Raw genomic sequence first — 26,876 nt, 5'->3', positions numbered from 1 at the left:
GTTATAGCATCTGCCCAAGAAACGGTGCCGTCACACAGGTTTGCCCCATTCTTTTGGCTATCTCACAAAATGCAGTAGCCTGAGTATAATTTGCAAATGGACCAGCCCTCAATCCATACAAGGTTACGCCTTTTTGCTCTCGTGTTTTAAAACGAAAATCAAGGTCATTTAAAACAGCAGGATAATCACGTTTAAGCTTTAAGAGCTGATGACTAACTTTTTTCGGCGTTAAATATAAACCTAATTGCACGCCCGCTTCAGCCGCTTTATTTGCTGCAATAATCGCCTCAAGTGAGTCTGTGGATGATGCTTGCTGTACTTGCGTTTGTTCGCTTTGATGAATAATCACATCATTTTGTGGCTCAAATTGTGATGGTTGTGCGGTTAAATCGCTATTGGCTGAAAGCACTTCGATTAACAACGCAAGGTCTTTTTCCATCAACGCAAGACGCTCAATACTAGGTTGTTTATTATGCCACTCGGCAGCAAATTGCTGTACTTGCTGCTCAGTGTAAGCTGGCTGGGTTTGCTCTTGGCTCATCATACATGCTGTTAGAGCAGTTAAGCAGATGGTTATAAATAGATATTTAGAGAAAATAGAAAAATGCATGGTGACGTCAATTCTAAAAAACAGACTTAAATCTTAGCAATAAAAATGCCATCTTTAGAGTGAATATTTGACGCTAAAAATAAATTCGGTTGTCAGTGTAGTTACTTACCCAGCAATCAATGCCTTGTCGTTTAATCGCTTCACAATCAGCTTTCGCGTTTTTCAAATACTTATAGCCACCAAACTTAAGTCGATAGTAGGTATGCTCATTTACATCAGCGACTTCAACATTAAGTATCGGCTTTCCTTGAAAAATACTGGGTGCTCGTTTAGCCATTTTCTTTAATGTATAAGCTAGATCTTGTTCCGTATTAACAGACGCTAATTGCAAAGCAAATGCATAGTCAGGTTTAACAGAGTCTTTAGAGTCGCTTGATAGTGCTTGAGAAGTATCAGCCTGATCTAACACTGTACTGACCGGTTCACTTTGGGTTTGCGCCAACAAAAATGAGTTTTGCATTAGCGTTACATCGCTAAGGTACTGAACAACATTGAAAACAGGAAGCTTGTTAAAAGAGATATCAGGAAATGCCTTATTACTGCAACCAGACACAGTCAATAACACCAACAGGTATATACTGTAACGCAAAGGTTTTGAGCAATATTTCATAAGTAGGATTCTTAAACGTACCATTAAAAATTTGCTTCTTTTTAAAGAAGTCTATCTGTTAGCACTTACCTATACAAAAACCATAAAAGTGATTTACGGCATTGCATAAGAAAACTCTAACACATTATTTGTTATTATAATATTTTCAGTACAGTGCTTAACTAACTGCAATAAAAACTTAATGACACCCTAATACTTAAGTTTTCATATTAGACAACCTAAAGCAATAAAAATCCGTCTTTACATAGGTATTTTTATAAGTATAGCTGAGTTTAACTATCCTACAGGGGTAAATAAGCATCTCACTGATCTTTAATCTTAACAATGCGTTAAGACTTAGGTATATCAGAAAAATCCTTTATTGGGTAATAATCGACAATTGGGAGGAACATGTAAATAACAAAAAAGTGCCATATAGACACTTTTTTTACATAATTTTCAACTAGGTAATTTGAATTGCTTATTTAACCAGCGACTTTATGAAGTCTGTAAGCTCACCTTTGAATTCATCACGACGCAGTGCAAACTCAACGATGGCTTTTAAATAACCAATTTTGCTACCGCAATCATGGCTTTTACCCTTCATTGAGTAAGCATCAACAATCTCTTTTTCCATGAGCATGGCAATGGCATCTGTTAATTGGATTTCATCGCCTGCACCGGCTGGGGTTTTTGCAAGTAATGGCCAAATATTTTTGCTCAATACATAGCGACCCACAACAGCAAGATTTGATGGTGCTTGATCAACTGGAGGCTTTTCAACCATATTTAAAATAGCTGCGCTTTCACCTTGATTGATTTTTACATCACCTAAGTCGACAACACCGAACTTGTCTACTTCGTTTTGCGGCACAGGCTCAACCATAATTTGGCTCTCGCCGGTGGTTTCAAAACGCTGGATCATTTCAGCTAAGTTATCTTTTTTAAGGTCACTTGCTACATCATCGATGATCACATCCGGTAAGATAACAACAAACGGTTCATCACCTATGATAGGTGCAGCACAGTTAATCGCATGACCAAGGCCTTTCGCTTCACCTTGGCGAACATGAATAATTGTTACATCTTTCGGGCAGATTGATTGTACTTCTGCGAGTAACTGACGTTTAACACGCTTTTCAAGCGTTGCTTCTAACTCAAAACTGGTATCAAAGTGGTTTTCAATTGAGTTTTTACTTGAATGCGTTACTAGAACAATTTCTTTAATTCCTGCTGAAATTGCTTCATTTACAACGTACTGAATCAACGGGCGGTCAACAATAGGAAGCATTTCTTTAGGGATTGCTTTTGTTGCAGGTAACATACGCGTGCCAAGACCAGCAACTGGGATCACTGCTTTCATTGATTTCTCCTTAAATTTTATTGTTCTTAAACTGAAAACGGATACTTAATTGCATCGTGACACTGATAACCTACTACTTCAAAATCGTCTTTTGTAACCCAGGTTTCAATGTCTTCTAGTGATTTAATATTTGGGTTTATTTTTAATTCTGGCGACGCGAATGGCTCACGCTTAAGCTGCACATCACGCATCAACTCAAGTTGGTTTTCATAAATATGCGCATTCGCTATTTTATGATACGCCTTACCCGGTTTGTGGCCGGTGATTTGTGCAACTAAAGCAAGTAACACAAAACATTGAATTTGATTAAAGTTCAAACCCAGCGGCACATCGCAGCTACGTTGGTATGATGTTAAGTATAAGGTATCGCCCAACAAAGAAAAGGTGTGCGTGTGCATACAAGGGCGTAAACAGCCTAACTCAAACTCACCTGGGTTATAAAAAGTGACGATTTCACCGCGATCATCAATCCCTTTTGATAAGTTATCGATAACTTTTTTAAGTTGATCAAGGTGGCTGCCATCCGGACGTTGCCAACTGCGGCCTTGCACACCATACACTCGACCCATATCATCTTCACCACGACGATGTGGATTTTCAAGCCAAGCTTTGTTTTCGTTTGCGTTAGCATTCCAAGTCATACAGCCGATATCACGAAACTGTGCAGCGCTGTCGTAACCACGTAAATAACCAAGTAACTCCGCAATCGCCGCTTTGTAAAAGCTCTTGCGCGTTGTTATTAGCGGAAACTTATTATTTGCCACATCATATTCAAGATCGGCATTAATAACGGTTAAACACTTAGTCCCTGTGCGTTTGTTCTCAACCCACACACCTTCGTCAACAATACGCTGACATAAATCTAAATACTGTTTCATTGATTTGCTCTTGTTATGCTTTGCTTGCCACGCTGTGTTGCGGCTTTTTATAGGCCCATATTAACAAACCAAGGCCACCAATTACCATCGGCAATGACAGTATTTGCCCCATCGAGATAAAGCCTGCGAATAAACCTAAATGAGCATCTGGCTCACGGAAATATTCAACAATAAATCTAAACACGCCATAGCCAAGTAAGAACACCCCAGCAACACTTCCCGCTGGACGAGGCTTTTTGATAAACCATTGTAAGATTAAGAACAGCACCAAACCTTCTAAAAAGGCTTCGTATAATTGTGATGGATGACGGGGCTCTGGGCCACCTGATGGGAAAATAAACGCCCAAGGTACATCTGTCACTCTGCCCCATAGTTCGCCATTAATAAAGTTACCAATACGTCCAGCTAATAAACCAAGCGGTACGAGTGGCACTACAAAATCGCCCACTTCAAATAATGATTTTTTACGGGTCCAAGCAAAAATTGCAATGGCTGTAATTACACCCAGAGTGCCACCATGGAACGACATACCACCTTGGTCAATTCTAAATAAATACAATGGGTTTTCAATAAAGTAGCTGAACTGATAAAACAATACATAACCAATACGGCCGCCTAGTATTACCCCGAGCATGCCGTAAAATAATAAGTCACTAACTTGTTCTTTTGTCCAACCTGAGTTTGGTTTTTCTGCTTGACGATTAGCAAGCCACATAGCCAAAGCAAAACCAATTAAATACATTAAACCGTACCAACGTACGCTAAGCGGGCCTACCGAAAAAATAACCGGATCGATATCTGGAAATTGAAGAGCCATAAAAATAAAAACCTTTAACTAAACACCATTTTAAGCGCAATTATGACAAGTAATAGCGCGAATACTTTTTTTATTGTTGCCACAGGCAAGTAATGCGTGGCTTTGGCACCTATTGGCGCAATGAGCGACGAGGTAACCACAATCCCCACTAACGCAGGTAAATACACAAATCCGGCAAATCCATCACTGAAAGATGTTAATTGCCACCCGGCAGATACGTAACCCACCGAGCCGAACAGCGCAATGACAATACCACATGCAGCAGCACAACCAATGGCCTTTTTAATATCAACAGAAAAATAATGCAGTAGCGGCACAATAAGCGCCCCGCCGCCAATACCAATTAGCCCCGACAGCGCCCCCATTATGGCACATAAAAAGCCAAGAATAGGCCCTGATGGAAGCGGTTTTTCACTGGCGGCTTTTTTTCGTGTCGATAACACCATTCTGAGCGCGATAAACACCACGCTACCAGCAAAAACAAAGCGCAGTAGCTGCTCTGGGATAAAGCTTGCTGCAAAACCACTGATCAATGCGCCTAGGCCAACACCAGTCATAACCCATGGGGCAATTTCCCAAGGCACGTTAGCATTACGATGATGAGCAAGGGCTGAAGAAGTCGAGGTAAAAATAATGGATGCTAACGAGGTTGCTATCGCAATGACTAATACATGGCTTGGATCGGCAACATTAAACGACACTAACAGCGCACTAAGTACCGGCACGATGATAAGACCACCACCAATGCCTAATAATCCGGCTAAAAATCCAACCACGCTGCCCAAAATTGCGCAGTACACCATTAAAAGTATTACGTCATGCATAGCACACTCATATATTCAATTTGTTATATACATATACTAAACTAATATATAGGCGCTTCACAGCACAATTTTCCCTCATGATTGGCCTTGGCTTGGGGTATAAAATAGCTCACCGAGTTGATGTTCAATCATAAAGTTACGCGTTAACCTGAGTACATGTTTTGCAGTGGGTTGTAATAAACACTCTGCAAGTAACTTTTCCATATCACTGACATTTAATCGCCTAAGCACAAACTTAATTTTACTAATCGAAGCGTAGTTCATACTCAAGCTTCGATAACCCATCGCAATAAGCAGTAAAGCGCCTTCAGGGTCGCCTCCTAACTCACCACACAAACTAAATGGCAACTCATGTTGTTGACACTCTTGTGCTATTTTTAACAGCACTCTAAGTACACTTGGGTGATAAGGGTTAAATAGCTCAGCAACGCGGGCATTAGAGCGATCAACTGCCAGCATATACTGGGTTAAATCGTTGCTACCTACAGAGCAAAAATCGACTTTTTGCGACCACTCTTCAAGCATAAATACACTTGAAGGTACTTCTAACATCACGCCGATTTCTGGGCGTTCTATTGCCTGTTCGGGGTATTGTTCACTTAACTCAAAATAGGCTTGTTCGAGCAATTTTAACGATTCATCGACTTCCTCTGAACCACTGATCATCGGCAGCATGATTTTTAAATTACCCAACCCAATATTGGCTTTTAACATTGCCTTGAGCTGATCTAAAAATAGCTCTGGATGGTCTAAGGTCACGCGAATACCACGCCAACCTAAGAATGGGTTTTCTTCTGTTATATTGAAGTAATCTAAAACTTTATCGCCACCAATATCGAGTGTACGCATCACCACAGGATTAGGGTGGTAACTCGTTAGCACTTCGCGATACCAGCTTTCTTGCTCTGACTGTGAAGGAAATTGGCCTTTTTGCATAAACCAGGCTTCGGTGCGATAAAGGCCTACCCCATCGCAAAATGGCTTATTGTCATGCTCGGTATTTAATTCAAGACCCGCGTTAAGTAATAAGCTAATGTGTTCGCCATCTTTAGTGACGGCATCTAGGTTTTGCTCTGCCACAAAACGGTCGTTCAATAAGGCTTCTTGATATTTGAGCTGACTGTATTCCTCTTGCAGCATTTGTGAAGGAGAAATATATAAACGCCCTGCATAGGCATCTAAAATCATTTGCTTGCCTTCAAACTGCAATAACGGCACATCTTCAATGCCCCAAATAGCAGGGATCCCCATAGCACGAGTTAATATAGAAGCATGACTATTTGCCGCACCATTAACACTCACAACCCCGGCAAGTTGCCCTTTAGGTACTTCAGCAAGCATTGCTGGGGTTAATGTACCGGCAATTAAAATAGTGTCTTTAGGGTAAGGTTTTGCCGCATGCTCAGTATTAACTAAGTGATGTAAAACCCGTAAACCAATATCTTTAACATCAACAGCACGCTCTTTAATGTAAGGATCTTGCATGGCATTGAATTGAGTCACTAATTTCTCAATAACAATTTTCAGGGCGCTTTTAGCATTCCAGCCTTGTTGTAATTGCGCTTCAACATTTTGACCAAGACTTTTGGCATCAAGTAACTGCTGATAAACATCAAATACCGCCAGTGCCTCTTGCGGAATAGAGTCACTCAGTGTCATCGATAAGGTATTAAACTCGTTCCGCGTCGCAGCCACTGCTTGGGTAAATAGCTTACGCTGGGTGCTCATATCGTCGTCTTTTTGCAGTTCAATAGAGCTAAAGTCAAGTTTAGGGATCACCACAAAGGCTTCACCTATGGCAATACCTGGTGCACTTGATACCCCTTTTAATACTGAGGTTTGGTGTGAAAACTCATCGACGCGTAATATTTCTTTTATTTCTGCATGAGCTAACTGAGAAGCTAGCTGTGCCGAGAGCGTAATTAAAAATGACTCTTCGTCAGGGCTAAAAACACGGGCTAGTTTTTGTTGAACAACAATAACGCCTAAAACCTTTTTCTGGTGCACGACTGGCACAGATAAGAACGCGTTATAGCCTTCTTCATTGACTTCAGGTGAGAGTTTAAAACGTGGGTGAGACTTAGCAAAAGCGATATTAATGGGCTCTTCACGCTGAGCAACAAGACCAACGAGACCTTCAGTAAAGCCAATACGAAACTTACCCACTGCATCTGGGTTGAGGCCTTGGGTGGCCATCAATACAAAGTTATCTTGACTATAATCTGCAAAATAAATCGAGCAGCACTGTGTTTGCATGGCATCTTTTACCATTTGCACAAAACACCCCAGCGCACTATTTAAGTCCGCCTGTTGCGACACTGCCTCAGCAATTGATCTGAGCGTGGCTAACATGATGCTGCTCCTTTGATTTAAATAAGGTTGCCCTTATCGTTTATGTCGCCAATGATCTTTGTGTTGCTCTCGTTTATTAAACGGCATTGCAAACGGAGCAAACTCTTTCATTACTCGACGATATACATCGCGCTTAAACGAAACAACTTGCCTAACCGGATACCAATAACTCACCCATCGCCAATCATCAAACTCGGGGTGATGAGTTTTAAGTAAATCTACATCTTCATCTTTACAACGAAGTTTCAGTAAAAACCATTTTTGTTTTTGCCCAATACACACAGGACTTGAGTCTCTGCGAATTAAACGCTTGGGTAATTTATAGCGTAACCAATGTTTAGAACTTGCGACGATCTCAACGTCTTCAGGAAGCAAGCCCACTTCTTCGTGTAATTCTCTGTACATGGTTTGCTCTGCTGTTTCGCCGTCATCAACACCACCTTGGGGAAATTGCCAAGAGTGCTGACCATAGCGACGAGCCCAAAATACTTGTCCCTGATTATTGCAAATTACAATTCCGACATTGGCACGAAAACCTTCGGCATCAATCACCTTAGTGCCTCATTTGTAAGTCGATTTTTATTGATTGTTCCACATAACCTGCGATACAGCAAACACTTTACACCTAAGCCTAAATTAGATTGAAAATTTATTTTTTAACAAACACGTTTAATCAAGGTGTTACGAAGTAATTATTATAAAAATGTGCTGTTTGATTAAAATAACTATTTACAACCGTATTTTCATCATCTTACCCACAGCTTGTGCATAACTTTTGTAAATCATGCCTAAATTGCAAACAAATCCACAATCCACAGTTTAAATATCCACTTTCTCCACAGAAACTGTGGATAAACATGTTTATATATCTGTATTTATACAAACAACTGTTTAATTAATGAAATAGAAACAACATAAAAAAACAGTAAAACAACTAAATATCAATTAGTTAGACTAGAACATCCAAAAGTAAAACTGATTATTTTTAGCCCACACTTAACGTGCGCAAAAAACACCCAAACACAAAGATATCCACTAAGGCGTGCATTTGCTATCATGAACCGGATAAATAGACAATCAAATAAACGCCTTATGCGACCAATAAAACCCGCTTCTATAAACGAATTAATGCAACGTGTTGATGCTATTGCAGGCCTCACCCTAGGGCAGCTAGCTGAGCAATATCAGTTTAAAACCCCTGACGATTTACTTCGTGAAAAAGGCTGGACCGGGCAACTTATCGAATATGTGCTTGGCGCAACAGCGGGTTCAAAACCAACACCTGATTTTGAAGAGTTAGGCATTGAGCTAAAAACTCTTCCTATTTCATTTAAAGGCAAACCACTCGAAACAACCTTTGTTTCGGTAACGCCGCTATTAAATGTAACCGGAATGACTTGGCAACAAAGTACGGTTCGTAAAAAGTTGAATCATGTTTTGTGGTTACCAATTTTAGGCGAGCGCGAGATACTGCCTTTTCACCGTACCATAGGCAGTGGCTTTTTATGGCAGCCAAGTGCAGAGCAAGATGCCCTTTTACAGCGTGATTGGGAAGAACAAATGGAGCTAATTGCCCTTGGTCGCGTAGATGAAATTTCGGGTCATTTAGGTGATGTAATGCAAATAAGGCCAAAAGCTGCCAATAGCAAAGCGCTGACTGACGCTATTGGCCCAAATGGCCAGATAGTACAAACCTTACCTCGCGGCTTTTACCTAAAAACCAGCTTTACTGGCGAAATCCTAAAACAACAATTTCAGCTATAAAAAAACCTCCCGAAGGAGGTTTTTTAAAGTCTTGATGAGCTAAGCCAGATTACTGACCTTTAACCTCTTTAAGACCGTTGTAAGGTGCTTTCTCACCTAATACTTCTTCAATGCGAAGTAATTGGTTGTACTTAGCAATACGGTCAGAACGGCTTAATGAACCCGTTTTGATTTGACCAGCTGCAGTACCTACTGCTAAATCAGCAATTGTCGCATCTTCAGTTTCACCTGAACGGTGTGAGATAACAGCTGTGAAACCAGCGTCTTTAGCCATTTTGATAGCAGCAAGCGTTTCAGTTAATGAACCGATTTGGTTGAACTTGATTAGGATTGAGTTAGCAATACCGTTATCAATACCACGCTTTAAGATCTTCGTGTTAGTTACGAAAAGGTCATCACCTACTAATTGTACTTTGTCGCCAATTAGTTGTGTTTGGTGTGCGAAACCATCCCAATCAGACTCATCTAAGCCGTCTTCAATTGAAACAATTGGGTATTGCTCAGTAAGGCCTTTAAGGAAGTGGTTGAATTCTTCAGAAGTGAATTTTTTACCTTCGCCTTTAAGGTCGTAGATATTCGCTTCTTTGTCGTAAAACTCAGATGCCGCACAGTCTAGAGCTAGAGTGATATCTTTACCAAGCTCATAACCTGCATTTGCAACAGCAACCTTGATTGCAGCAAGTGCCGCTTCGTTTGATTCAAGGTTAGGAGCAAAACCACCTTCATCACCTACTGATGTAGAGTGACCTTCAGCTTTAAGTACTTTTGCTAAGCTGTGGAATACTTCAGCGCCCATACGTAATGCTTCACGGAAATTTGAAGCACCAACTGGCTGGATCATGAACTCTTGAATATCAACAGAGTTATCAGCGTGCTCACCACCATTGATGATGTTCATCATAGGTAATGGCATTGAGTAAACACCTGACGTGCCGTTTAGGTCTGCAATGTGCTCATAAAGCTCAACGCCTTTAGAGTTAGCAGCCGCTTTAGCTGTTGCTAAAGACACAGCTAAGATAGCGTTAGCACCTAGTTTTTCTTTATTTTCAGTACCATCTAAGTCAAGCATTACTTGGTCAACAGCTTTTTGATCAACTGCGTTTTGGCCTTTAAGCGCTTCAGCGATTTCGTTATTGATATAGCCTACTGCTTTTAAAACACCTTTACCTAGGTAACGTGCTTTATCACCATCACGTAATTCAAGCGCTTCGCGAGTACCTGTTGATGCACCAGATGGTGCTGCAGCACGGCCCCATGAACCATCAGCTAAATGTACATCAGCTTCAACAGTTGGGTTACCACGCGAGTCCATGATTTCGCGACCAATCACTTTTACGATTTCTGACATCTTGATTCCTCTTTTCCCGAAAATGGTGAGTTAGTGCCAATTTTATTAATTATCCTTAATGCCATTGGCTTATTAAACAAATAAGCCGTGCATAAAGCACGGCCTATTTAAATTACGATGACGCTTTTTGGTGAGTGTGTGCAGCTGCAACAAACCCTTCAAATAGCGGGTGACCATCACGTGGTGTTGACGTGAATTCCGGGTGGAATTGCGCGGCAATAAACCAAGGGTGATCTTTATTCTCGATAATTTCGACTAGTTTCTTATCTTCAGATAAACCAGTGAAACTTAAGCCTGCTTTTTCAAGCTGCTCTACAAAGTGGTTATTCACTTCGTAACGGTGACGGTGACGTTCAACAATTTCGTCACTACCGTATACTTCGCTTACTTTAGAACCTGGTGTTAAATGACACTTCTGTGCACCTAAACGCATAGTACCACCTAGGTCAGATTGCTCATCACGGATTTCAACGTTACCGTCAGCATCTTGCCATTCAGTGATTAAACCAACAACTGGGTGTGCTGATTTAGCGTTAAACTCTGTTGAGTTTGCATCTTCAAGGCCTGCAACATTACGCGCATATTCAATAAGCGCTACTTGCATACCTAAACAAATGCCTAAGTAAGGAACTTTGTTTTCACGTGCATATTTAGCCGCTAAGATCTTACCTTCAACACCACGGCCTCCGAAGCCACCTGGAACTAAGATAGCGTCAAGGTGAGAAAGTAACTCAGTACCTTTGCTTTCTAAGTCTTGTGAATCAACGTATTCGATATTCACAGTTAAACGGTTTTTCAGACCTGCATGCTTTAATGCTTCGTTTACTGATTTATATGCATCTGGTAGTTCGATGTACTTACCAACCATACCAATTGTCACTTCACCTGTTGGGTTAGACTCTTGGTATAACACTTGTTCCCACTCAGATAAATCTGCTTCTGGGCACTCAAGATAGAAACGACGACATACGAAGTTATCTAATTCTTGTGACTTAAGTAACGCAGGGATCTTATAGATGCTTTCTACGTCTGGTAATGAAATAACAGCTTTTTCTTCAACGTTAGTGAAAAGTGCAATCTTCGCGCGCTCGTTATTTGGTAATTTACGATCAGAACGACAGATCAAGATATCTGGTTGGATACCAATCGAACGTAATTCTTTTACAGAATGTTGTGTTGGCTTAGTTTTAACTTCACCTGCAGGGCCTAAGAATGGCACTAGCGTTAGGTGGATAAACAATGCGCGCTCACGGCCAATTTCAGTGCCAAGCTGACGAATTGCTTCTAAGAAAGGTTGTGACTCGATGTCACCAACTGTACCGCCAATTTCAACGATTGCTACATCGCGACCTTCAGCACCGTCGTATACACGTTGCTTAATGTCGTTTGTGATGTGTGGAATAACCTGAATTGTTGCACCAAGGTACTCACCACGACGCTCACGTCGTAATACATCTTCATAAACACGACCTTGTGTGAAGTTGTTGCGGCTAGTCATCTTGGTACGGATGAAACGCTCATAGTGACCTAAGTCAAGGTCAGTCTCTGCACCGTCTTCAGTTACAAATACTTCACCGTGCTGAATTGGGCTCATAGTGCCTGGGTCAACGTTAATGTAAGGATCCAGCTTTAAAATAGTCACGTTAAGACCACGTGCTTCTAAAATAGCGGCTAATGACGCTGCTGCAATACCCTTACCCAACGAAGAAACAACCCCGCCAGTTACGAAGATAAATTTTGTACTCATGCGAACCCTAGAATATCAGGAATTAAAAGGAATAATATAGAATCAAGACGGGGCGATATTATAGCAAAGGGGCTGCTATCAATCCAGATAAAATTAGCAAATAAGTGCACAAAAAACGAGCTTGGCTACACTGTACCCAAACTGCTCTACAATGCACTTACTTGGCTTGCTTTTTAATGGCTTCCCATGCGTTGTCCATTTCTTCGAGGCTAGCCGTTTCTAGGCTCTGGCCACGCTCATCTAAGTAAGCAGCCACTTTTTCAAAGCGTGACGCGAACTTAGCATTGGCACTTCGTAATAATTGCTCAGGATCGCGCTTAATATGACGTGCTACATTCACCGTTGCAAACAGTAAATCACCAAGCTCTTCTGCACTGTGCTCTGAATAAGGGTCGTGAGCCAGCGCTTCTTTTACTTCGTCTACTTCTTCAGCAACTTTATCGAGCGCACCATGATAACTTGGCCAATCAAACCCTAGGCTTGCTACACGCTGTTGAATCTTCTTCGCTTTTGATAACCCTGGCATAGCATCAGGAATGTCTTGCCACAGGCTCATTTGTGGTGAAGCTGCTTTTTCTGCTCGCTCTTGTGCTTTAATAGCCTGCCACTGCTCAGAAAGCTCAGCGTCAGTCAGCTCACTTTGCTCTGCAAAGACATGGGGATGACGACGAACTAATTTATCATTAAGCGTATTAGCCACATCGGCAAAATCAAATAATCCTTGCTCTTTGGCAAGTTGAGCATAAAAGATGACTTGAAACAGTAAATCGCCAAGTTCACTTTTAAGCTCAGTAAGCTCACCTTTTTCAATGCAATCTGCTACTTCGTAAGCTTCTTCAAGGGTATGCGGCACTATTGACTTAAAGTCTTGTTTTAAATCCCACGGGCACCCAGATTCTGGGTCCCGTAGTTTAGACATAATTGCAAGCGACTGCTCAATTGCCTGTTTATCATCCATTACGAGTGACCACGCTTTGCATCATGTACACCTTCGATTTGGTGTAACTTAGACAATAAGCGGTTGGTGCTTGATAAGTCATGTACTTCAACCTGCATTGAAAACAGCGCAAGCTGCTTATCTTCTACCGTGTTGACGTTCATGTTCAGCACATTCACCTTTTCGTTTGCAAGCACTGAGCTGATATCTCGAATAAGGCCTGAGCGATCGGTCGCTTCAACTTTAATCGTTAATGAGTAAGAGCCATTGACATCGTCTGACCAACTTACTGATATAACCCGCTCAGGATGCTTTTCACGAAGTTTCTCAAACGAATCGCAGTCTTCACGGTGAACTGCAATCCCTCGGCCTTGCGTAATGTAGCCAATAATTTCATCGCCCGGCACAGGTCGGCAGCATTTAGCAACATGGCTCATTAAGCTACCTACCCCATCAACAACAATACCGTTCTTATCGCCGGTGACACTTTTTGGTTTTTTAAACTTAATTTGTGGCTCGTCATGCTCACGGTCACTAATAAAGTTTAATAACTGGTTTAAGCGAACATCTCCAGCACCTACCGCAACCATAAGGTCGTCAAGGCCTTTAAGGTTAAAGCGCTCGATTGCTGGCGCTAGATCTTTGGTTGTTAAATCTAGTTTTTGCAGCTCAGTTTCGAGTATTTCTTTACCGGCACTTAAGTTTTTATCGCGATCAAGCTGCTTAAACCAATGATGGATTTTAGAGCGTGCTCGTGAAGACTTAATATAACCTAGCGATGGGTTTAACCAATCACGGCTTGGGTTAGGTTGCTTTTGAGTTAAAATTTCAACCTGATCGCCGGTGCTTAATTGGTGAGTAAATGGCACAATTTTGCCAAACACTTTTGCGCCAATACAGCGATGCCCTACATTTGAGTGAATGTAATAAGCAAAATCAAGTGGTGTTGCACCCAGTGGCAAATCGAAAATATCCCCTTTAGGCGTAAACACATAAACACGGTCTTCTACTACTTGGTTTTTAAGCTCTTCCGCTAGGTCACTGCCATCAACAACTTCTTCTTGCCATTGCAGTAACTTACGTAACCAGCTAATTTTTTGCTCGTAGCCTGAACCACGTCCTGGCAATGCACCTTCTTTGTACATCCAGTGCGCAGCAACACCTAGCTCAGCATCTTGGTGCATTTCGCTCGTACGAATTTGAATTTCAACGGTTTTACCTTCTGGGCCAAATACCACGGTATGAATTGACTGATAACCGTTTTGCTTAGGTGTTGCGATGTAATCATCAAATTCTTTATTTAAATGGCGCCAGTTAGTATGCACGATACCTAATGCCGCGTAACAATCTTGCAGGCGCTCTACCACTATGCGCATAGCGCGAATATCAAAAAGCTGGTCGAACTCGTAGTTCTTCTGTGCCATTTTTTTGTAGATGCTGTAGATATGTTTAGGGCGGCCATACACCTCACCTTCAATACCTGCTTCAGCCAAGCGTGCTTTTACTAAAGCAACCATGTTCTCCATGTAGGCTTCACGGGCAAGGCGCTTATCATCCAGCTGTTTGGCGATATTTTTATAGGTATCTGGGTGCAAATAACGGAACGAAAGATCTTCAAGTTCCCATTTAAGCTGACCAATCCCTAAACGGTTAGCTAGGGGAGCAAAAATGTCGCGTGTTTCTTTAGCGGCAATGACGCGCTCTTCTTCACTTGCGTCTTTCACATCACGCAGGTGGCACACTTGCTCTGCAAGTTTAATCACTACGGCGCGCACATCTTCAACCATGGCTAACAGCATACGGCGAATATTATCGATTTGTACTGTGCCTTTTCCTTGATGGGCTAAGGTGCTGATGGTAGCCATTTGGCTTACGCCTGTTAGTAATAACGCAACGTGATTACCCAGCTTTTCGGTGACTGTCTCAATTGAGATTTTTTCGGCTAAAAAATAAGGCGTTAAAAAAGCAGTGGCAAGAGAGTCTGCATCTAAATTTAGCTCAGCTAAAATCTCCACCATTTCAATGGCTGTGTTTTCACGTTTTGCATCATCGCAATGCAGGCACAGTTGGTGGGCCTGCTCTAATAAGGTATGTTTGTCTTCTGCTAGCGCTAACAGCTCGATACGGCTGGCAAAATCACTCGGCTTAGTTAGCTGATGTGACTGTCTAGTGGCTACCATGTGCGCTTTACCTCCTGTGAAATAACGCCATCGTTTCAATATGCCCAGTATGCGGGAACATATTCATAAGCCCAATTTTTTCAATGCTAAAGCCTGCTTGTAAAATAATTGCACTGTCACGGGCTAAAGTAACAGGATCACAAGAGACGTATAAAATCGTTTTAAACTGAGTAAGTGGTAACTGCTCTAAAATAGCCATTGCGCCAGTACGTGATGGATCAAGAACTAACACGTCAAGTTCGGCACTAAACCAAGCAGCTGATTGCATTGATTTTGTTAAATCAAAACAATAAAAATCGGTATTCGACAATGAGTTAGTTTGCGCATTTTGTTTTGCTAATGCAACCGCAGAATCGACCCCTTCAACACCAATAACATATTTAGCATACTTTGCAATCAATAATGAAAAGTTACCAATACCACAAAACAAATCCAATACCTGCTCATGACCTTGTAAATCAAGCCACTGTTTTGCTTGATGCAGCATAGCTTGGTTCACTTGCGGGTTAACTTGAATAAAGTTTTCAAGGCCAAACTCAAAGCGTAAATCATAAGCTGGTATCTGGTAGTACGGCATTGGATGGTCACTGTGATCAATTTCACCACTTTGTGATTGCCACACAACACGCCAGCTATATTCATCACACGCCGCTACGACTATGGCTTTTAACTCTGCATTAATAGCTTTGGTATGCCTAATAACCACAAAGGCCGCGTTATCAGCTTCACATAATTGTAAGTGACTAATACTACTAAGACCTGAATGGCTGTTGATAAGAACATCAAAAACTGAAAAAACGTCTTTAAAAGTGCCGCTCAGCACATCACAGCTTTCAATACTCACCAATTGTTTAGAGCCTTGAGCTCGATACCCTACACGCATTTTCTTTGCGGCTTTGTCATGCATTACAGCAATACGCGCAGAGCGACGATAATGGCGCTCTTCACTAAGCAGAGGTGCTTGCCAATTTAAGTCATCAGCTTTGGCGAACTTGCTAAACAGCTGGCTCACCGCAGCTTGCTTCTCAACCAATTGTTGCTCTGCATTAAGGTGCTGTAGCTGACAACCACCACAAACCTGATAATGCTGACAAAAAGGAGTCACCCTATGCGCTGAGGCTGATAGCACTTTTTTACAATCAGCACTGGCAAAACGTGCCTTATCTTCAATCAATAACGCTTTTACTTCCTCACCCGGCAAAGCACCATTAACAAAACAGACTTTATTTCCCTGCTTAGCAACGCCCCGCCCTTGGTGATCCATAGCAGTGACATTGAGGGTTAGCATTTTTTGCGAAACGGATTTCTTTTTGGCTTTGAAAATCTGTGCCATCGGGCAACACCTTAATTATTGATAAAGCGGGAGTAAGTATATACTCTTAAACAACGATAATAATGATAACAACATTCTTTATGACTAAATTTGGCTTACGTGACTCAGTCTTAACCCTTACACTTATACCGACTGTGATCATAGGCTTGTTGCTGGGCGGTTATTTTACAATAAATCGTTACATTGAGCTCGATGAAATTTTGTATCAACAGGGCGTGACTATTATTGAGCCCCTCGCCATTGCTGTTGAGCAACCATTAATAAAGCGTGATAAAGCCTTATTAACTCGCTTAGTTAGTCATACACATAACAAACACTCCCCTGCTATCCAATCAATTGCTATTTTTGATGAAAACAATGAGTTAGTGATTTTTAGTAAATACCAAAGTGAATTCAAAGAAATTGTTAGCAGCAATGCAAACAGCATGGATGGCATTCAAGTACAAAATTCTGAGCACTATTTAACATTTTCTACTGCCATAATTAATCATAGCCGCCAAGATATGATTTGGAATCATCACAGCTACCAAGCATCGTTAGGCACTGTGGTGATCATGCTAAACAAACAACAAGCTATTATTGGCCAGCAACGGGCATTATTAGTCAGTGGCGTGGTGATTTTACTCGCGCTCATACTTGCCACCGTATTAGCGTTTAGATTAACTCGCATGTTCATTCAGCCTCTTAATAAGTTAGTACTAGCTACCGACAAACTAATTGAAGGTAAAGTAGACACTGGGCTTGATCAAAAAATGTTTGGCGAGTTTGAGCTATTACGTACAGGTTTAAATACTATTTCAGAAACCATGGTTGTGCAACGTGATGAGATGCAAAAGCACATTGACCAAGCAACCTCTGATTACCGCGAAACACTCGAACAATACGAAACCCAAAATATTCAGTTAAGTATTGCTAAAAAAGACGCGCAAGACGCGAACCGAGTAAAATCAGACTTCTTAGCTAAAATGAGTCACGAATTACGTACTCCCTTAAATGGTGTAATTGGTTTTACGCGCCAGCTTTATAAAACCCCGCTCAATAAGCACCAAAAAGATTACCTTGATACCATTGAACTGTCGGCAAATAGCCTATTAACAATCATTAGCGATATTTTAGACTTTTCGAAATTAGAAGCCGGAGCCATGGAACTTGAGTCAATGCAATTCCAGCTCCGTGACAATATTAATGAAGTTATGACCTTGTTGGCACCAAGTGCTCACGAAAAGCAACTTGAGCTTTCAATATTTATCCATCCGCAAGTGCCAGACAACCTAACTGGCGACCCGACCCGCTTTAAACAAATTTTGATAAACCTATTAAGTAATGCCATTAAATTTACTGAAAAAGGCTCAATCAAGGTTGATGTTGGCTACCGGTTATTAGATGAAGAACGCGCCTCGATTTTGGTGTCTGTCACCGACACCGGTGTAGGTATCCCAATGGATAAACAAGATGCGTTATTTACACCATTTGGCCAAGCAGACTCTAGTATCACCCGCAAATTTGGTGGCACAGGTCTTGGTTTAATCATCACCAAACATATTGTTGAAGCGATGAATGGCCGCATTACTCTAAACTCAGCTCCTGGTAATGGTACCTGCTTTACGTTTAATGCCGTATTCAGAACGCCAAGTAACTCAATTACCAGTGACTTACCGACCCAATCACTGATCAATAAGCGTATTTTGTATCTTGAGCCTCATGAGCATACCCACCAAGCAACGTTATCGCTACTTCATGAATGGCAAACTCGTGTTACCGCCTGCATGGATGAAGAAAGCTTCTTAAATGAGATCAACAAAGACTTCAGCTACGATATTTGTATTATTGGCCATACCGCCACTATTGACGATATGCAGCAACTTAAGAGTTATGTAAAAGCAGTGCGCCCTGTCACTGATTATTTATACATAATGCTTAATACGGTTTCGCATAATATGCGTGAAGCCTTTGTCGGTAGCGGAGCAGATGCTTGCTTAAGTAAACCGCTTAACCACCGTAAATTGTGCGAGGTACTTGCAGCGCCTTACCGACTTGACCACCCTGTGCATAACATTGAGCAAGGTGATGAAAAATTATTACCACTAAAAGTACTGGTTGTTGACGATAACGATGCCAACCTAAAACTGATTTGTACCTTGCTTGAAGAACAAATTGAGCTAATTGATACCGCACACAACGGCTCACAGGCTTACAGCTTAAGTAAAAGCCATAAATATGACTTGATCTTCATGGATATCCAAATGCCAATTATGGATGGTATCACTGCATGTAAACTTATCCGCGAGTCATCTCTCAATGAAGATACCCCCATCATTGCGGTTACTGCTCACGCCCTCGCAGGTGAAAAAGAGCAACTACTTAAAGATGGCTTTAAAGGCTATTTAACTAAGCCTATTGATGAAGACATGCTAAAACAAATAATTAGCGATCATAGCCCGCAAGCGCCGATTAATCGTGAACGTAGCAAAACTGCCGCAGTTGACTCTGAACCTCCATTTGAAAGTGCCCGCCTCGATTGGCAATTGGCACTACAACGCGCAGGCGGAAAAGAAGAACTAGCACTTGAAATGCTCAATATGTTGTTACTCAGCGTGCCTGAAACCTTGCGCCTACTCAATGAAGCTATAGAAAAAGAAGATTGTGAACATGTACTTAGTATAGTCCACAAGTTCCATGGCGCATGTTGTTACACCGGCGTACCAAAACTAAAATCACTTGCAGAAACACTCGAAACCGCTTTAAAAGGCGATTGCGATTTAAATTACATTGAGCCTGAATTATTTGAGCTGATTGATGAGCTGAATAACTTGTTAAGTGATGCGGGAATGGTTGAGCAACAACGATAAGAGAACACTCAATAAATTGTATAAAGGAATATATTAATGAAAAACTATTTATTGCTAGCTGGTAGTTTGTTTGTATTTGGTTGCACATCAACCGAAGAGAAACCCGTAAAATTAGAGTATGCAGATTTAGCTGTTAGCTATAATGAAATGGAGTCAGCAAAATGGCAACAGCTTGAACGCTTTCCTGCCAGATACCCCAAAAAAGCAGTTATCCAAGCAAAAGAAGGTTGCGCAACTATTGAGTATGTCATTACGCCACAAAATGAGATTAGAGATATTCAGGTAGTTGCCTCAACTAACCCTGTATTTGCCGCTGCAGCAAAAGATGTAATCACTAATTGGCACTGGAATGAACTGGCGAAAAATATTACTGATAAAGCGGTGAAAACCCAAACTCGCTTTGATTTTTGTTTTGACACACCTGAGCAATCTTGCAAAAAGCTAAAACCTAACTATTCATGCCCTAGTTCAGATATTATTTATTCCACGGGTACACGCGTAGTGAAGTATTAAAGGGAGCTTGCTTTGTATTTTATCTTACTTATCATCTTTAGTGCTATTTCACTCACTTGGTTTTTCCTCCGCTATAAAAAACTAAGTATTGAAGCTAATAATTACGTAAAAACCAATTACACAGAGCAGTGGCAAACATACGAAAGCCAAGCCCGTTTAATGAAGGCAAAACCTAACTCAATGGTTTTTCATTCAATCAAGAAAGGTGAATTGTCGGCAATAGATGATGATGTTTTAAAAAGCTTTAAGAAAAAACATCAATATTTAGTGGCCCTACTCTGCCTTTCGCCTTGGCTATCTTCATTGCTTGCACAATTTATTGTTTATCTGAGTAAATAAATGAGTAAATAAAAACGCGGTGGATATCATATCCACCGCGCTCAGTATTCAAACTTACCAGCGTCTATAAAAGAGCGGCAGTTCAAAGTCTTGCTTCAATCATTAAACGTTTCATATCGCTGACTGCTTTTTCTAAACCATCAATCGCTGCACGGGCAATAATCGCATGACCAATGTTTAACTCATAAATTTCTGGCATTGCCGCAATAGGTTTTACATTGTGATAATGAAGACCATGGCCGGCATTAACGATTAAACCTAAGCTATCAGCATATTGTACGCCGCTACGAATACGCTCAAGCTCAGTGTGAAGCTCTTCGTCATTTTCAGCATCAGCATAAGCACCGGTGTGAATTTCAACGTATGGAGCATTACACGCTTTTGCAGCGTCAAGTTGTGCGTTGTCAGCATCAATGAATAACGAGACCTTAATTCCTGCTGCAGTTAACTTTTCTGTTGCTGCTTTTACTTTTTCAAAATTACCCACAACATCCAGGCCACCCTCAGTGGTGAGCTCTTCACGCTTTTCAGGCACTAAACAAACATAAGCAGGTTTCACTTCAAGGGCGATGTCGATCATTTCATCGGTGACTGCAATTTCAAGATTCATACGTGTTTGAATCGTTTTTGCCATCACATATACGTCGCGGTCTTGAATATGACGACGGTCTTCACGCAAATGAATGGTGATACCATCTGCACCAGCATGCTCTGCAACAGCTGCAGCATGCGCAGGATCTGGGTAACTCGTGCCACGCGCTTGGCGTAAAGTGGCAATGTGATCAACGTTTACACCAAGAAGAATATCTTTCATTTTTTTACCTGTTTAAAACAACGATTCAAGGCTGAACATCAGCCTACTTAATAAATAACTCACGGCTTTTTAATGGCTTTTTACCAAGTAAAGGCTTGAGTAGGTATCGACTTAATTGCTTTGCCATATATAACACATCAGGGGCGCTAAAGTCATGAGCTGCTATGGCATTTAATTGCTTTCCTGAAAAGCCACTATGGGGGTCGTCATGCAGTAAAAAACCGTATTCAGCAAAGTACTGGTAATTTGCTGCATCGTTAATTTCATCACCTTCGGCATCAACACTAAAATCAACACCATAACCCAGCATCTCTAACAGTTGAAACTCGTAAGAGCGCAGCACAGCTTGTAGGTTTTTAGTGCATGATAACTCGTCTAGATGCTGTTTATAAAGATGATATACACTTTCCATCGGCTCATTGATAGGTACGATACGATTGGTTAATTCGTTCATATAGAAGCCGCAATAAAGCTCGGTACCCTGCAACATAGTTTGCCGGCCATGGGGTTCAAAACGATTAATGTATTTTAAATCAGACTTGCCGCTATATTGTACGAGCAGAGATTGGAAAGGTTGTAATTGTGCTTTATGTTTAGTGGCCTGGCGACCACTAACACGGGCCAGCATTCTCAGCTGACCTACGCCTTCTACCAGCATATCGAGCATGACTTGCGAGTCGCTAAATGGACGTCGGTGCAGCAAGTATGCTGTGTAGAATTCGCTATCCATGGCGTGTAAGACTTTACTTAGTCTTCACCATAGCCAAGGCTACGTAGCGCACGCTCATCGTCAGCCCAGCCAGACTTCACTTTTACCCAAAGTTCTAAAAACACTTTGTTATCAAGCATGTCTTCAAGGTCTTTACGAGCTTCACGGCCAATCACTTTGAGCTTTTCGCCTTTATTGCCGATCACCATACGCTTTTGCGTTTCACGCTCAACGAGGATCAAACCATTAATTTGCCAAACACCGTTTTCTTGCCATTTAAACTGCTCGATCTCGACGGTGACTGAATATGGTAGCTCATCACCCATAAAGCGCATCAGCTTTTCACGGATCACTTCAGCCGCCATAAAGCGCATTGAACGGTCTGTTACGTAATCTTCAGGGAAGTAAAACTCACAAAGCGGTAAACGCTTTTTCACTTCATCTTTGATTAAATCAATATTTTTACCCTGCTTTGCTGAGACCGGCATAATAGCCACAAAATCAAATTTACCACCTAAAAACTGCATGTGCGGAAGCACTAAATCACGGTCTTTAACTTGGTCAATTTTATTCATAACTAATAATACTGGACGACCGCTCTGACGTACTTTATTTAGTACCATCTCATCGTCTTCGTTCCAGTGTGTGCCTTCAACCACAAAGATGATCAGTTCCACATCGCCAATTGAGCTTGATGCGGCACGGTTCATTAAACGGTTAATAGCACGTTTTTCTTCGACGTGTAAGCCTGGTGTATCCACATAAACAGCTTGGTATTTACCTTCGGTATGAATACCCATAATACGGTGGCGTGTGGTTTGTGGCTTACGAGAAGTAATAGACACCTTTTGCTCAACAATATAGTTAAGTAAGGTTGATTTACCTACATTTGGGCGGCCAACAATGGCAACCATACCGCAGTGCGTGTCTAGCTCTGCAGGTTCTTTGCTAATTAAATCATCAAGATTCATTTTTAAGTATCTTTAAGGCTTTTTCAGCGGCTTTTTGCTCAGCTTTACGACGTGAGCTACCTACTGAGATAATGCTATCCATCCCTTCAACAATACATTCAACCGTGAATGTTTGATTGTGCGCTTGGCCTTTTGTATCAATTACAGTGTAGCCAGGTAACGATAATTTGCGCGCTTGTAAGTATTCTTGAAGTAATGTTTTTGGATCTTTTTGATTTAAGCCCGGCGAAATTGCATCAAGACGCGACTCGTACCAGCTTAAAATTAACTCACCACATTGTTCAATGTTTGAGTCTAAGAACACCGCACCAATGATCGCCTCAACGGCATCAGCAAGGGTTGATTCACGGCGAAAACCACCGCTTTTAAGCTCGCCTGGACCTAAGCGTAAGTAATCGCCTAAGCCAAACTCTAGGCCAAACTCAGCCAACGTTTGACCACGAACTAGGGTCGAACGCATGCGGCTTAAATCACCTTCACGTGCTTTTGGAAATTTAGTGTAAAGTGCATTCGCAATCACAAAGCTCAAAATCGAATCACCTAAAAACTCTAAGCGCTCGTTATGTTGGCCTTTATGACTGCGGTGCGTCATTGCCTGCTCAAGCAAAGCTTGATCAGTAAATGTATAACCTATTTTGTTGTATAACTCTGTTACGTTTTTTTTCATCGTTACTGAATATTACCTAGGCGTTCAAAACGAACACCAGTTGGAACCCAGCCTGGTAAAAAGTCATCTGGGCCATTCTCAAATTCAAAACTCATCCATATAAAGACGGCTTTACCTACCAAGTTTTCTTTAGGTACAAAGCCCCAAAAGCGACTGTCTTGGCTATTATCACGGTTATCACCCATCATGAAATAATGATCGGCAGGAACAACCCACTCGTCTGAGCGTGTACCTGGTTGTTGATAATAACGGCCTTTCATTTCAGGAGCTTGCGGGTTAATTAAAATATTATGATTCAATGTGCTTAGGTTTTCTTCTAAGCGCACTAAATTCATCGAACCCTGCTTGAACTCGTCACTATTGAGGATTTCCATATCAATTTTGTTGTATTCATTACACAGCAAATCACCTTGCTGCGTTACACCTTCGGCACATTTTGGCTGAATATAAAGGTGCTTATTGCGATATACAATTTTATCGCCCGGTAAACCAATCGTACGTTTAATGTAATCTACGCGCTCGTCTAATGGGTATTTAAATACCACAATATCACCACGTTCAGGTTCATCAACATCAACTAACTGGCTACGCCAAATAGGATCTTTAACGCCATATGAGTACTTCTGCACTAAAATGAAGTCGCCCACTAATAGGGTTGGCATCATTGAACCAGATGGAATTTGAAACGGTTCAAAAATGAAAGAGCGAAAAATAGTGATCGCTGCAATCATCGGAAAAATTGACTTTGCCGTTTCAGTGATACTTGGCTCAGGCGCAATTAATGCAGCGGTTTCTTCGTCTAATTCGCCACCTGCTGCGTTTTGAGCAAGGGCAATGCGTTGCTGACGCTTTGGCGCAAACATAAAGTGGTCAATTAACCAAATTAATCCTGAGCCTAGCGTTAACAACACTAAGAAAATAGAAAAGTAACCCGCCATGCATTAATTCCTTTATTTACTTCTAATTATTTACCAACTTTAAGGATAGCTAAGAATGCATCTTGAGGTACTTCAACGTTACCTAGTTGCTTCATTCGCTTTTTACCTTCTTTTTGTTTTTGTAGTAGTTTCTTCTTACGGCTCACGTCACCACCGTAACATTTCGCGATTACGTTTTTACGTAATTGCTTAACTGTTGTACGGGCAATAACATGCTGACCAATCGCTGCTTGAATCGCAATATCAAACTGCTGACGTGGAATTAAGTCTTTCAGTGCTTCGGCTAACTGACGACCACGTGATTGTGCAATATCGCGGTGTACAATAATCGCTAACGCATCAACACGCTCACCATTAATTAATACGTCAACACGTACCATGTCTGAAGCTTGGAAATGCTTAAAGTTATAATCAAGCGATGCAAAACCACGGCTTGTTGATTTTAACTTATCAAAGAAGTCCATGACTACTTCAGCCATCGGTAATTCGTACGTCACCGCAACTTGCTTACCATGGTAGCTCATTTTAGTTTGCATACCACGCTTTTCAACACAAAGCGTAATTACGTTACCTAAAAACTCTTGCGGAACTAATATGTTAGCTTCAACAATTGGCTCACGGATTTCAAGAATATTATTCACCGGCGGTAAGTCAGACGGGTTATCTATCTGTTTAGTTCCGTCTTTAGTCTCTACTTCGTAGATTACTGTTGGCGCAGTAGTAATAAGGTCAATGTCGTATTCACGCTCAAGACGCTCTTGAATGATTTCCATGTGTAGCATACCTAAGAAGCCACAACGGAAACCAAAACCTAGTGCTGTTGAGTTTTCTGGCTCGAAGAATAACGACGCATCGTTCAAGCTTAATTTATCAAGCGCATCACGGAATGATTCATAGTCATCTGATGAAATTGGGAACATACCAGCATAAACCTGCGGTTTAATGCGTTGGAAGCCTGGTAAACGCTCTGGAGCAGAATTACGTTGTAAAGTGATGGTATCACCTACAGGTGCACCATGGATTTCTTTAATACCCGCAATAACAAAGCCTACTTCACCGGTTTTTAAGATACCCGTGTTGGTTTGTTTTGGCGTGAAAATACCTACTTTATCTGCGATGTGAACTTGATCATTCGACATGATCTTAATTTTATCGCCCGCGCGCAATTCACCGTGCTTAATACGTACTAATGATACAACGCCTTGGTATGGGTCAAACCATGAGTCAATGATAAGCGCCTGTAGTGGCTCATCTTTGTCACCTTCTGGTGGCGGAATATCTTTAACAATGATTTCGAGTACTTCTTCAATACCAATACCGGTTTTAGCACTACATTGCACAGCATCAAGGGCATCGATACCAATGATGTCTTCAATTTCTTCTGCTACACGAAGTGGATCGGCTTGTGGTAAGTCGATTTTATTTAGAACTGGAATAACTTCTAAGTCCATTTCGATTGCTGTGTAGCAGTTAGCTAAAGTTTGAGCTTCAACACCTTGACCCGCATCAACAACTAAAAGTGCACCTTCACAGGCTGCAAGTGAACGTGATACTTCGTATGTGAAGTCAACGTGTCCTGGCGTGTCGATAAAGTTTAACTGATATGTTTCGCCGTCTTTAGCTTTATAATTTAGCGTTACACTTTGCGCTTTGATGGTGATACCACGCTCACGCTCAATGTCCATTGAGTCTAACACCTGCTGCTGCATTTCACGGTCTGTTAAACCACCACAAACTTGGATAAGACGGTCAGAGAGAGTCGATTTACCATGGTCAATATGGGCGATGATCGAAAAATTACGGATATGCTTCATAAACTGGATTCTAAACTTCTATATAAAATGGACTAAGTGTATAAAGCGACAATTTTACATTTAATTGGCTTTAATCACCATCTATTTGAGTGAAAGGAATAGTAATTGGGTGAATTTTTATTACTTTAATATCATGCTTAAGGCTCTTAACCCTTGATTTTGCTATCGCATAGCCCGTTATGCCACCAATCACGGCGGCTAAAATTTGCCAGCCTTCTGTAAGCGAAAAAGCCGAAAATGCGATCAAAGCAAACCCTAAGCTAAACAAAAGGGGTAGCATGTAAACAGCCATAGCGTGTTTAACTAAGTGACTATCATCGAGTGCTAATGTTACTTTTTGCCCTACTTGGAGCTCTTTTTCGAAGGTATAAGGAAAGGTTTTTTTAGCTGTTCCAAACAGCTTTGCAAAAACTTGCGAACCACAACGACCATTACAGCCGGCACAGGCTTGCTTTTGCTCTGCTTCTAAATTCGCTGTCGTGCCTTTTACCGACACGACAGTGAGTGTTTGTTCAATCAT

The 26,876-nt window shown here is 41.4% G+C and carries 24 protein-coding genes; 4 read left to right on the top strand and 20 right to left on the bottom strand.

Annotated elements, in window-relative coordinates; translation table 11 throughout:
* Nucleotide 1 precedes the first annotated feature (1 nt).
* From AN394_RS01955 to rppH, 8 genes are all read right to left on the bottom strand, one after another.
* The gene (locus AN394_RS01955; RefSeq protein ID WP_082422932.1) at nucleotides 2–610 is read right to left on the bottom strand and encodes an SPOR domain-containing protein; all 609 of its coding nucleotides are present in this window, start codon (nucleotides 608–610) and stop codon (nucleotides 2–4) included.
* 73 nt (nucleotides 611–683) lie between these two features.
* A complete protein-coding gene (locus AN394_RS01950; protein WP_054562234.1) occupies nucleotides 684–1,220 on the bottom strand; it encodes an SPOR domain-containing protein in 537 nt (178 codons plus the stop codon).
* 460 nt (nucleotides 1,221–1,680) lie between these two features.
* Complete coding sequence (galU, locus tag AN394_RS01945; protein WP_054562235.1) at nucleotides 1,681–2,562, bottom strand: UTP--glucose-1-phosphate uridylyltransferase GalU; 882 nt, start codon at nucleotides 2,560–2,562, stop codon at nucleotides 1,681–1,683.
* Nucleotides 2,563–2,588: 26 nt separating this feature from the next.
* On the bottom strand, nucleotides 2,589–3,440 hold the full coding sequence (locus tag AN394_RS01940; protein ID WP_054562236.1) for a thymidylate synthase: 852 nt from the start codon (nucleotides 3,438–3,440) through the stop codon (nucleotides 2,589–2,591).
* Nucleotides 3,441–3,453: 13 nt separating this feature from the next.
* Nucleotides 3,454–4,257 carry a prolipoprotein diacylglyceryl transferase gene (lgt, locus tag AN394_RS01935; RefSeq protein WP_054562237.1) on the bottom strand — a complete coding sequence of 268 codons (804 nt, stop codon included), beginning with the start codon at nucleotides 4,255–4,257 and terminating at the stop codon, nucleotides 3,454–3,456.
* A 14-nt stretch (nucleotides 4,258–4,271) separates the two neighbouring features.
* Nucleotides 4,272–5,081, bottom strand: coding sequence for a sulfite exporter TauE/SafE family protein (locus AN394_RS01930; protein WP_055020682.1), 810 nt, complete (start codon nucleotides 5,079–5,081; stop codon nucleotides 4,272–4,274).
* Between the two features lie 75 nt (nucleotides 5,082–5,156).
* Nucleotides 5,157–7,433, bottom strand: coding sequence for a phosphoenolpyruvate--protein phosphotransferase (ptsP, locus tag AN394_RS01925; protein ID WP_054562239.1), 2,277 nt, complete (start codon nucleotides 7,431–7,433; stop codon nucleotides 5,157–5,159).
* Between the two features lie 33 nt (nucleotides 7,434–7,466).
* Entirely contained in the window at nucleotides 7,467–7,985 is a 519-nt protein-coding gene (rppH, locus tag AN394_RS01920) for an RNA pyrophosphohydrolase (protein WP_054562240.1), read from the bottom strand.
* Nucleotides 7,986–8,525: 540 nt separating this feature from the next.
* Between rppH and mutH the strand changes: the two genes are divergently transcribed.
* Nucleotides 8,526–9,197 carry a DNA mismatch repair endonuclease MutH gene (mutH, locus tag AN394_RS01915; RefSeq protein WP_054554349.1) on the top strand — a complete coding sequence of 224 codons (672 nt, stop codon included), beginning with the start codon at nucleotides 8,526–8,528 and terminating at the stop codon, nucleotides 9,195–9,197.
* 49 nt (nucleotides 9,198–9,246) lie between these two features.
* Here mutH and eno read toward each other — a convergent pair whose 3' ends face one another.
* From eno to rlmD, 5 genes are all read right to left on the bottom strand, one after another.
* Entirely contained in the window at nucleotides 9,247–10,545 is a 1,299-nt protein-coding gene (gene eno, locus AN394_RS01910) for a phosphopyruvate hydratase (RefSeq protein ID WP_055020681.1), read from the bottom strand.
* Nucleotides 10,546–10,657: 112 nt separating this feature from the next.
* Nucleotides 10,658–12,292: a CTP synthase gene (locus AN394_RS01905; protein ID WP_054562242.1), complete on the bottom strand. Its 1,635-nt coding sequence runs from the start codon at nucleotides 12,290–12,292 to the stop codon at nucleotides 10,658–10,660.
* A gap of 157 nt (nucleotides 12,293–12,449) precedes the next feature.
* On the bottom strand, nucleotides 12,450–13,250 hold the full coding sequence (gene mazG, locus AN394_RS01900; RefSeq protein WP_055020680.1) for a nucleoside triphosphate pyrophosphohydrolase: 801 nt from the start codon (nucleotides 13,248–13,250) through the stop codon (nucleotides 12,450–12,452).
* On the bottom strand, nucleotides 13,250–15,409 hold the full coding sequence (gene relA / locus AN394_RS01895; protein ID WP_055020679.1) for a GTP diphosphokinase: 2,160 nt from the start codon (nucleotides 15,407–15,409) through the stop codon (nucleotides 13,250–13,252). Before relA ends, mazG begins: the two co-directional genes overlap by 1 nt.
* Before the next feature lie 7 nt (nucleotides 15,410–15,416).
* Complete coding sequence (gene rlmD / locus AN394_RS01890; RefSeq protein WP_055020678.1) at nucleotides 15,417–16,742, bottom strand: 23S rRNA (uracil(1939)-C(5))-methyltransferase RlmD; 1,326 nt, start codon at nucleotides 16,740–16,742, stop codon at nucleotides 15,417–15,419.
* Between the two features lie 80 nt (nucleotides 16,743–16,822).
* Between rlmD and barA the strand changes: the two genes are divergently transcribed.
* From barA to AN394_RS01875, 3 genes are read left to right on the top strand one after another with little or no spacing between them, the layout of a single operon-like run.
* The gene (gene barA / locus AN394_RS01885) at nucleotides 16,823–19,591 is read left to right on the top strand and encodes a two-component sensor histidine kinase BarA (RefSeq protein WP_054562246.1); all 2,769 of its coding nucleotides are present in this window, start codon (nucleotides 16,823–16,825) and stop codon (nucleotides 19,589–19,591) included.
* A gap of 36 nt (nucleotides 19,592–19,627) precedes the next feature.
* Nucleotides 19,628–20,104: an energy transducer TonB gene (locus AN394_RS01880; protein ID WP_055020677.1), complete on the top strand. Its 477-nt coding sequence runs from the start codon at nucleotides 19,628–19,630 to the stop codon at nucleotides 20,102–20,104.
* Between the two features lie 12 nt (nucleotides 20,105–20,116).
* Nucleotides 20,117–20,443, top strand: a complete 327-nt coding sequence (locus AN394_RS01875; RefSeq protein WP_055020676.1) for a hypothetical protein — start codon at nucleotides 20,117–20,119, stop codon at nucleotides 20,441–20,443.
* Nucleotides 20,444–20,525: 82 nt separating this feature from the next.
* Here AN394_RS01875 and pdxJ read toward each other — a convergent pair whose 3' ends face one another.
* The 7 genes from pdxJ to AN394_RS01840 all read right to left on the bottom strand — a co-directional run bounded on the left by pdxJ (nucleotide 20,526) and on the right by AN394_RS01840 (nucleotide 26,876).
* Nucleotides 20,526–21,257 carry a pyridoxine 5'-phosphate synthase gene (pdxJ, locus tag AN394_RS01870; protein ID WP_054554340.1) on the bottom strand — a complete coding sequence of 244 codons (732 nt, stop codon included), beginning with the start codon at nucleotides 21,255–21,257 and terminating at the stop codon, nucleotides 20,526–20,528.
* A gap of 43 nt (nucleotides 21,258–21,300) precedes the next feature.
* Entirely contained in the window at nucleotides 21,301–21,987 is a 687-nt protein-coding gene (recO, locus tag AN394_RS01865; RefSeq protein WP_054562249.1) for a DNA repair protein RecO, read from the bottom strand.
* A gap of 17 nt (nucleotides 21,988–22,004) precedes the next feature.
* A complete protein-coding gene (era, locus tag AN394_RS01860; protein ID WP_054554338.1) occupies nucleotides 22,005–22,937 on the bottom strand; it encodes a GTPase Era in 933 nt (310 codons plus the stop codon).
* Complete coding sequence (rnc, locus tag AN394_RS01855) at nucleotides 22,927–23,604, bottom strand: ribonuclease III (RefSeq protein WP_054554337.1); 678 nt, start codon at nucleotides 23,602–23,604, stop codon at nucleotides 22,927–22,929. Before rnc ends, era begins: the two co-directional genes overlap by 11 nt.
* 2 nt (nucleotides 23,605–23,606) lie before the next feature.
* The gene (gene lepB / locus AN394_RS01850) at nucleotides 23,607–24,542 is read right to left on the bottom strand and encodes a signal peptidase I (RefSeq protein ID WP_054562250.1); all 936 of its coding nucleotides are present in this window, start codon (nucleotides 24,540–24,542) and stop codon (nucleotides 23,607–23,609) included.
* A 26-nt stretch (nucleotides 24,543–24,568) separates the two neighbouring features.
* Entirely contained in the window at nucleotides 24,569–26,356 is a 1,788-nt protein-coding gene (gene lepA, locus AN394_RS01845; protein WP_054562251.1) for a translation elongation factor 4, read from the bottom strand.
* 70 nt (nucleotides 26,357–26,426) lie between these two features.
* Nucleotides 26,427–26,876 (bottom strand): SoxR reducing system RseC family protein, encoded by a 450-nt coding sequence (locus tag AN394_RS01840; protein ID WP_054562252.1) that lies wholly within the window; start codon nucleotides 26,874–26,876, stop codon nucleotides 26,427–26,429.

It is taken from the genome of Pseudoalteromonas sp. P1-26 (assembly GCF_001401795.1).
Classification (GTDB): domain Bacteria; phylum Pseudomonadota; class Gammaproteobacteria; order Enterobacterales; family Alteromonadaceae; genus Pseudoalteromonas.
This window is presented reverse-complemented; position numbering and strand designations above follow the sequence as displayed.

Bases quoted from the DNA above. Each gene is read 5' to 3' on its own strand.
- AN394_RS01955 (WP_082422932.1), bottom strand. From the start codon at position 610: ATGCATTTTTCTATTTTCTCTAAATATCTATTTATAACCATCTGCTTA.
- AN394_RS01950 (WP_054562234.1), bottom strand. From the start codon at position 1,220: ATGAAATATTGCTCAAAACCTTTGCGTTACAGTATATACCTGTTGGTG.
- galU (WP_054562235.1), bottom strand. From the start codon at position 2,562: ATGAAAGCAGTGATCCCAGTTGCTGGTCTTGGCACGCGTATGTTACCT.
- AN394_RS01940 (WP_054562236.1), bottom strand. From the start codon at position 3,440: ATGAAACAGTATTTAGATTTATGTCAGCGTATTGTTGACGAAGGTGTG.
- lgt (WP_054562237.1), bottom strand. From the start codon at position 4,257: ATGGCTCTTCAATTTCCAGATATCGATCCGGTTATTTTTTCGGTAGGC.
- AN394_RS01930 (WP_055020682.1), bottom strand. From the start codon at position 5,081: ATGCATGACGTAATACTTTTAATGGTGTACTGCGCAATTTTGGGCAGC.
- ptsP (WP_054562239.1), bottom strand. From the start codon at position 7,433: ATGTTAGCCACGCTCAGATCAATTGCTGAGGCAGTGTCGCAACAGGCG.
- mutH (WP_054554349.1), top strand. From the start codon at position 8,526: ATGCGACCAATAAAACCCGCTTCTATAAACGAATTAATGCAACGTGTT.
- eno (WP_055020681.1), bottom strand. From the start codon at position 10,545: ATGTCAGAAATCGTAAAAGTGATTGGTCGCGAAATCATGGACTCGCGT.
- AN394_RS01905 (WP_054562242.1), bottom strand. From the start codon at position 12,292: ATGAGTACAAAATTTATCTTCGTAACTGGCGGGGTTGTTTCTTCGTTG.
- mazG (WP_055020680.1), bottom strand. From the start codon at position 13,250: ATGGATGATAAACAGGCAATTGAGCAGTCGCTTGCAATTATGTCTAAA.
- relA (WP_055020679.1), bottom strand. From the start codon at position 15,409: ATGGTAGCCACTAGACAGTCACATCAGCTAACTAAGCCGAGTGATTTT.
- rlmD (WP_055020678.1), bottom strand. From the start codon at position 16,742: ATGGCACAGATTTTCAAAGCCAAAAAGAAATCCGTTTCGCAAAAAATG.
- barA (WP_054562246.1), top strand. From the start codon at position 16,823: ATGACTAAATTTGGCTTACGTGACTCAGTCTTAACCCTTACACTTATA.
- AN394_RS01880 (WP_055020677.1), top strand. From the start codon at position 19,628: ATGAAAAACTATTTATTGCTAGCTGGTAGTTTGTTTGTATTTGGTTGC.
- pdxJ (WP_054554340.1), bottom strand. From the start codon at position 21,257: ATGAAAGATATTCTTCTTGGTGTAAACGTTGATCACATTGCCACTTTA.
- recO (WP_054562249.1), bottom strand. From the start codon at position 21,987: ATGGATAGCGAATTCTACACAGCATACTTGCTGCACCGACGTCCATTT.
- era (WP_054554338.1), bottom strand. From the start codon at position 22,937: ATGAATCTTGATGATTTAATTAGCAAAGAACCTGCAGAGCTAGACACG.
- rnc (WP_054554337.1), bottom strand. From the start codon at position 23,604: ATGAAAAAAAACGTAACAGAGTTATACAACAAAATAGGTTATACATTT.
- lepB (WP_054562250.1), bottom strand. From the start codon at position 24,542: ATGGCGGGTTACTTTTCTATTTTCTTAGTGTTGTTAACGCTAGGCTCA.
- lepA (WP_054562251.1), bottom strand. From the start codon at position 26,356: ATGAAGCATATCCGTAATTTTTCGATCATCGCCCATATTGACCATGGT.
- AN394_RS01840 (WP_054562252.1), bottom strand. From the start codon at position 26,876: ATGATTGAACAAACACTCACTGTCGTGTCGGTAAAAGGCACGACAGCG.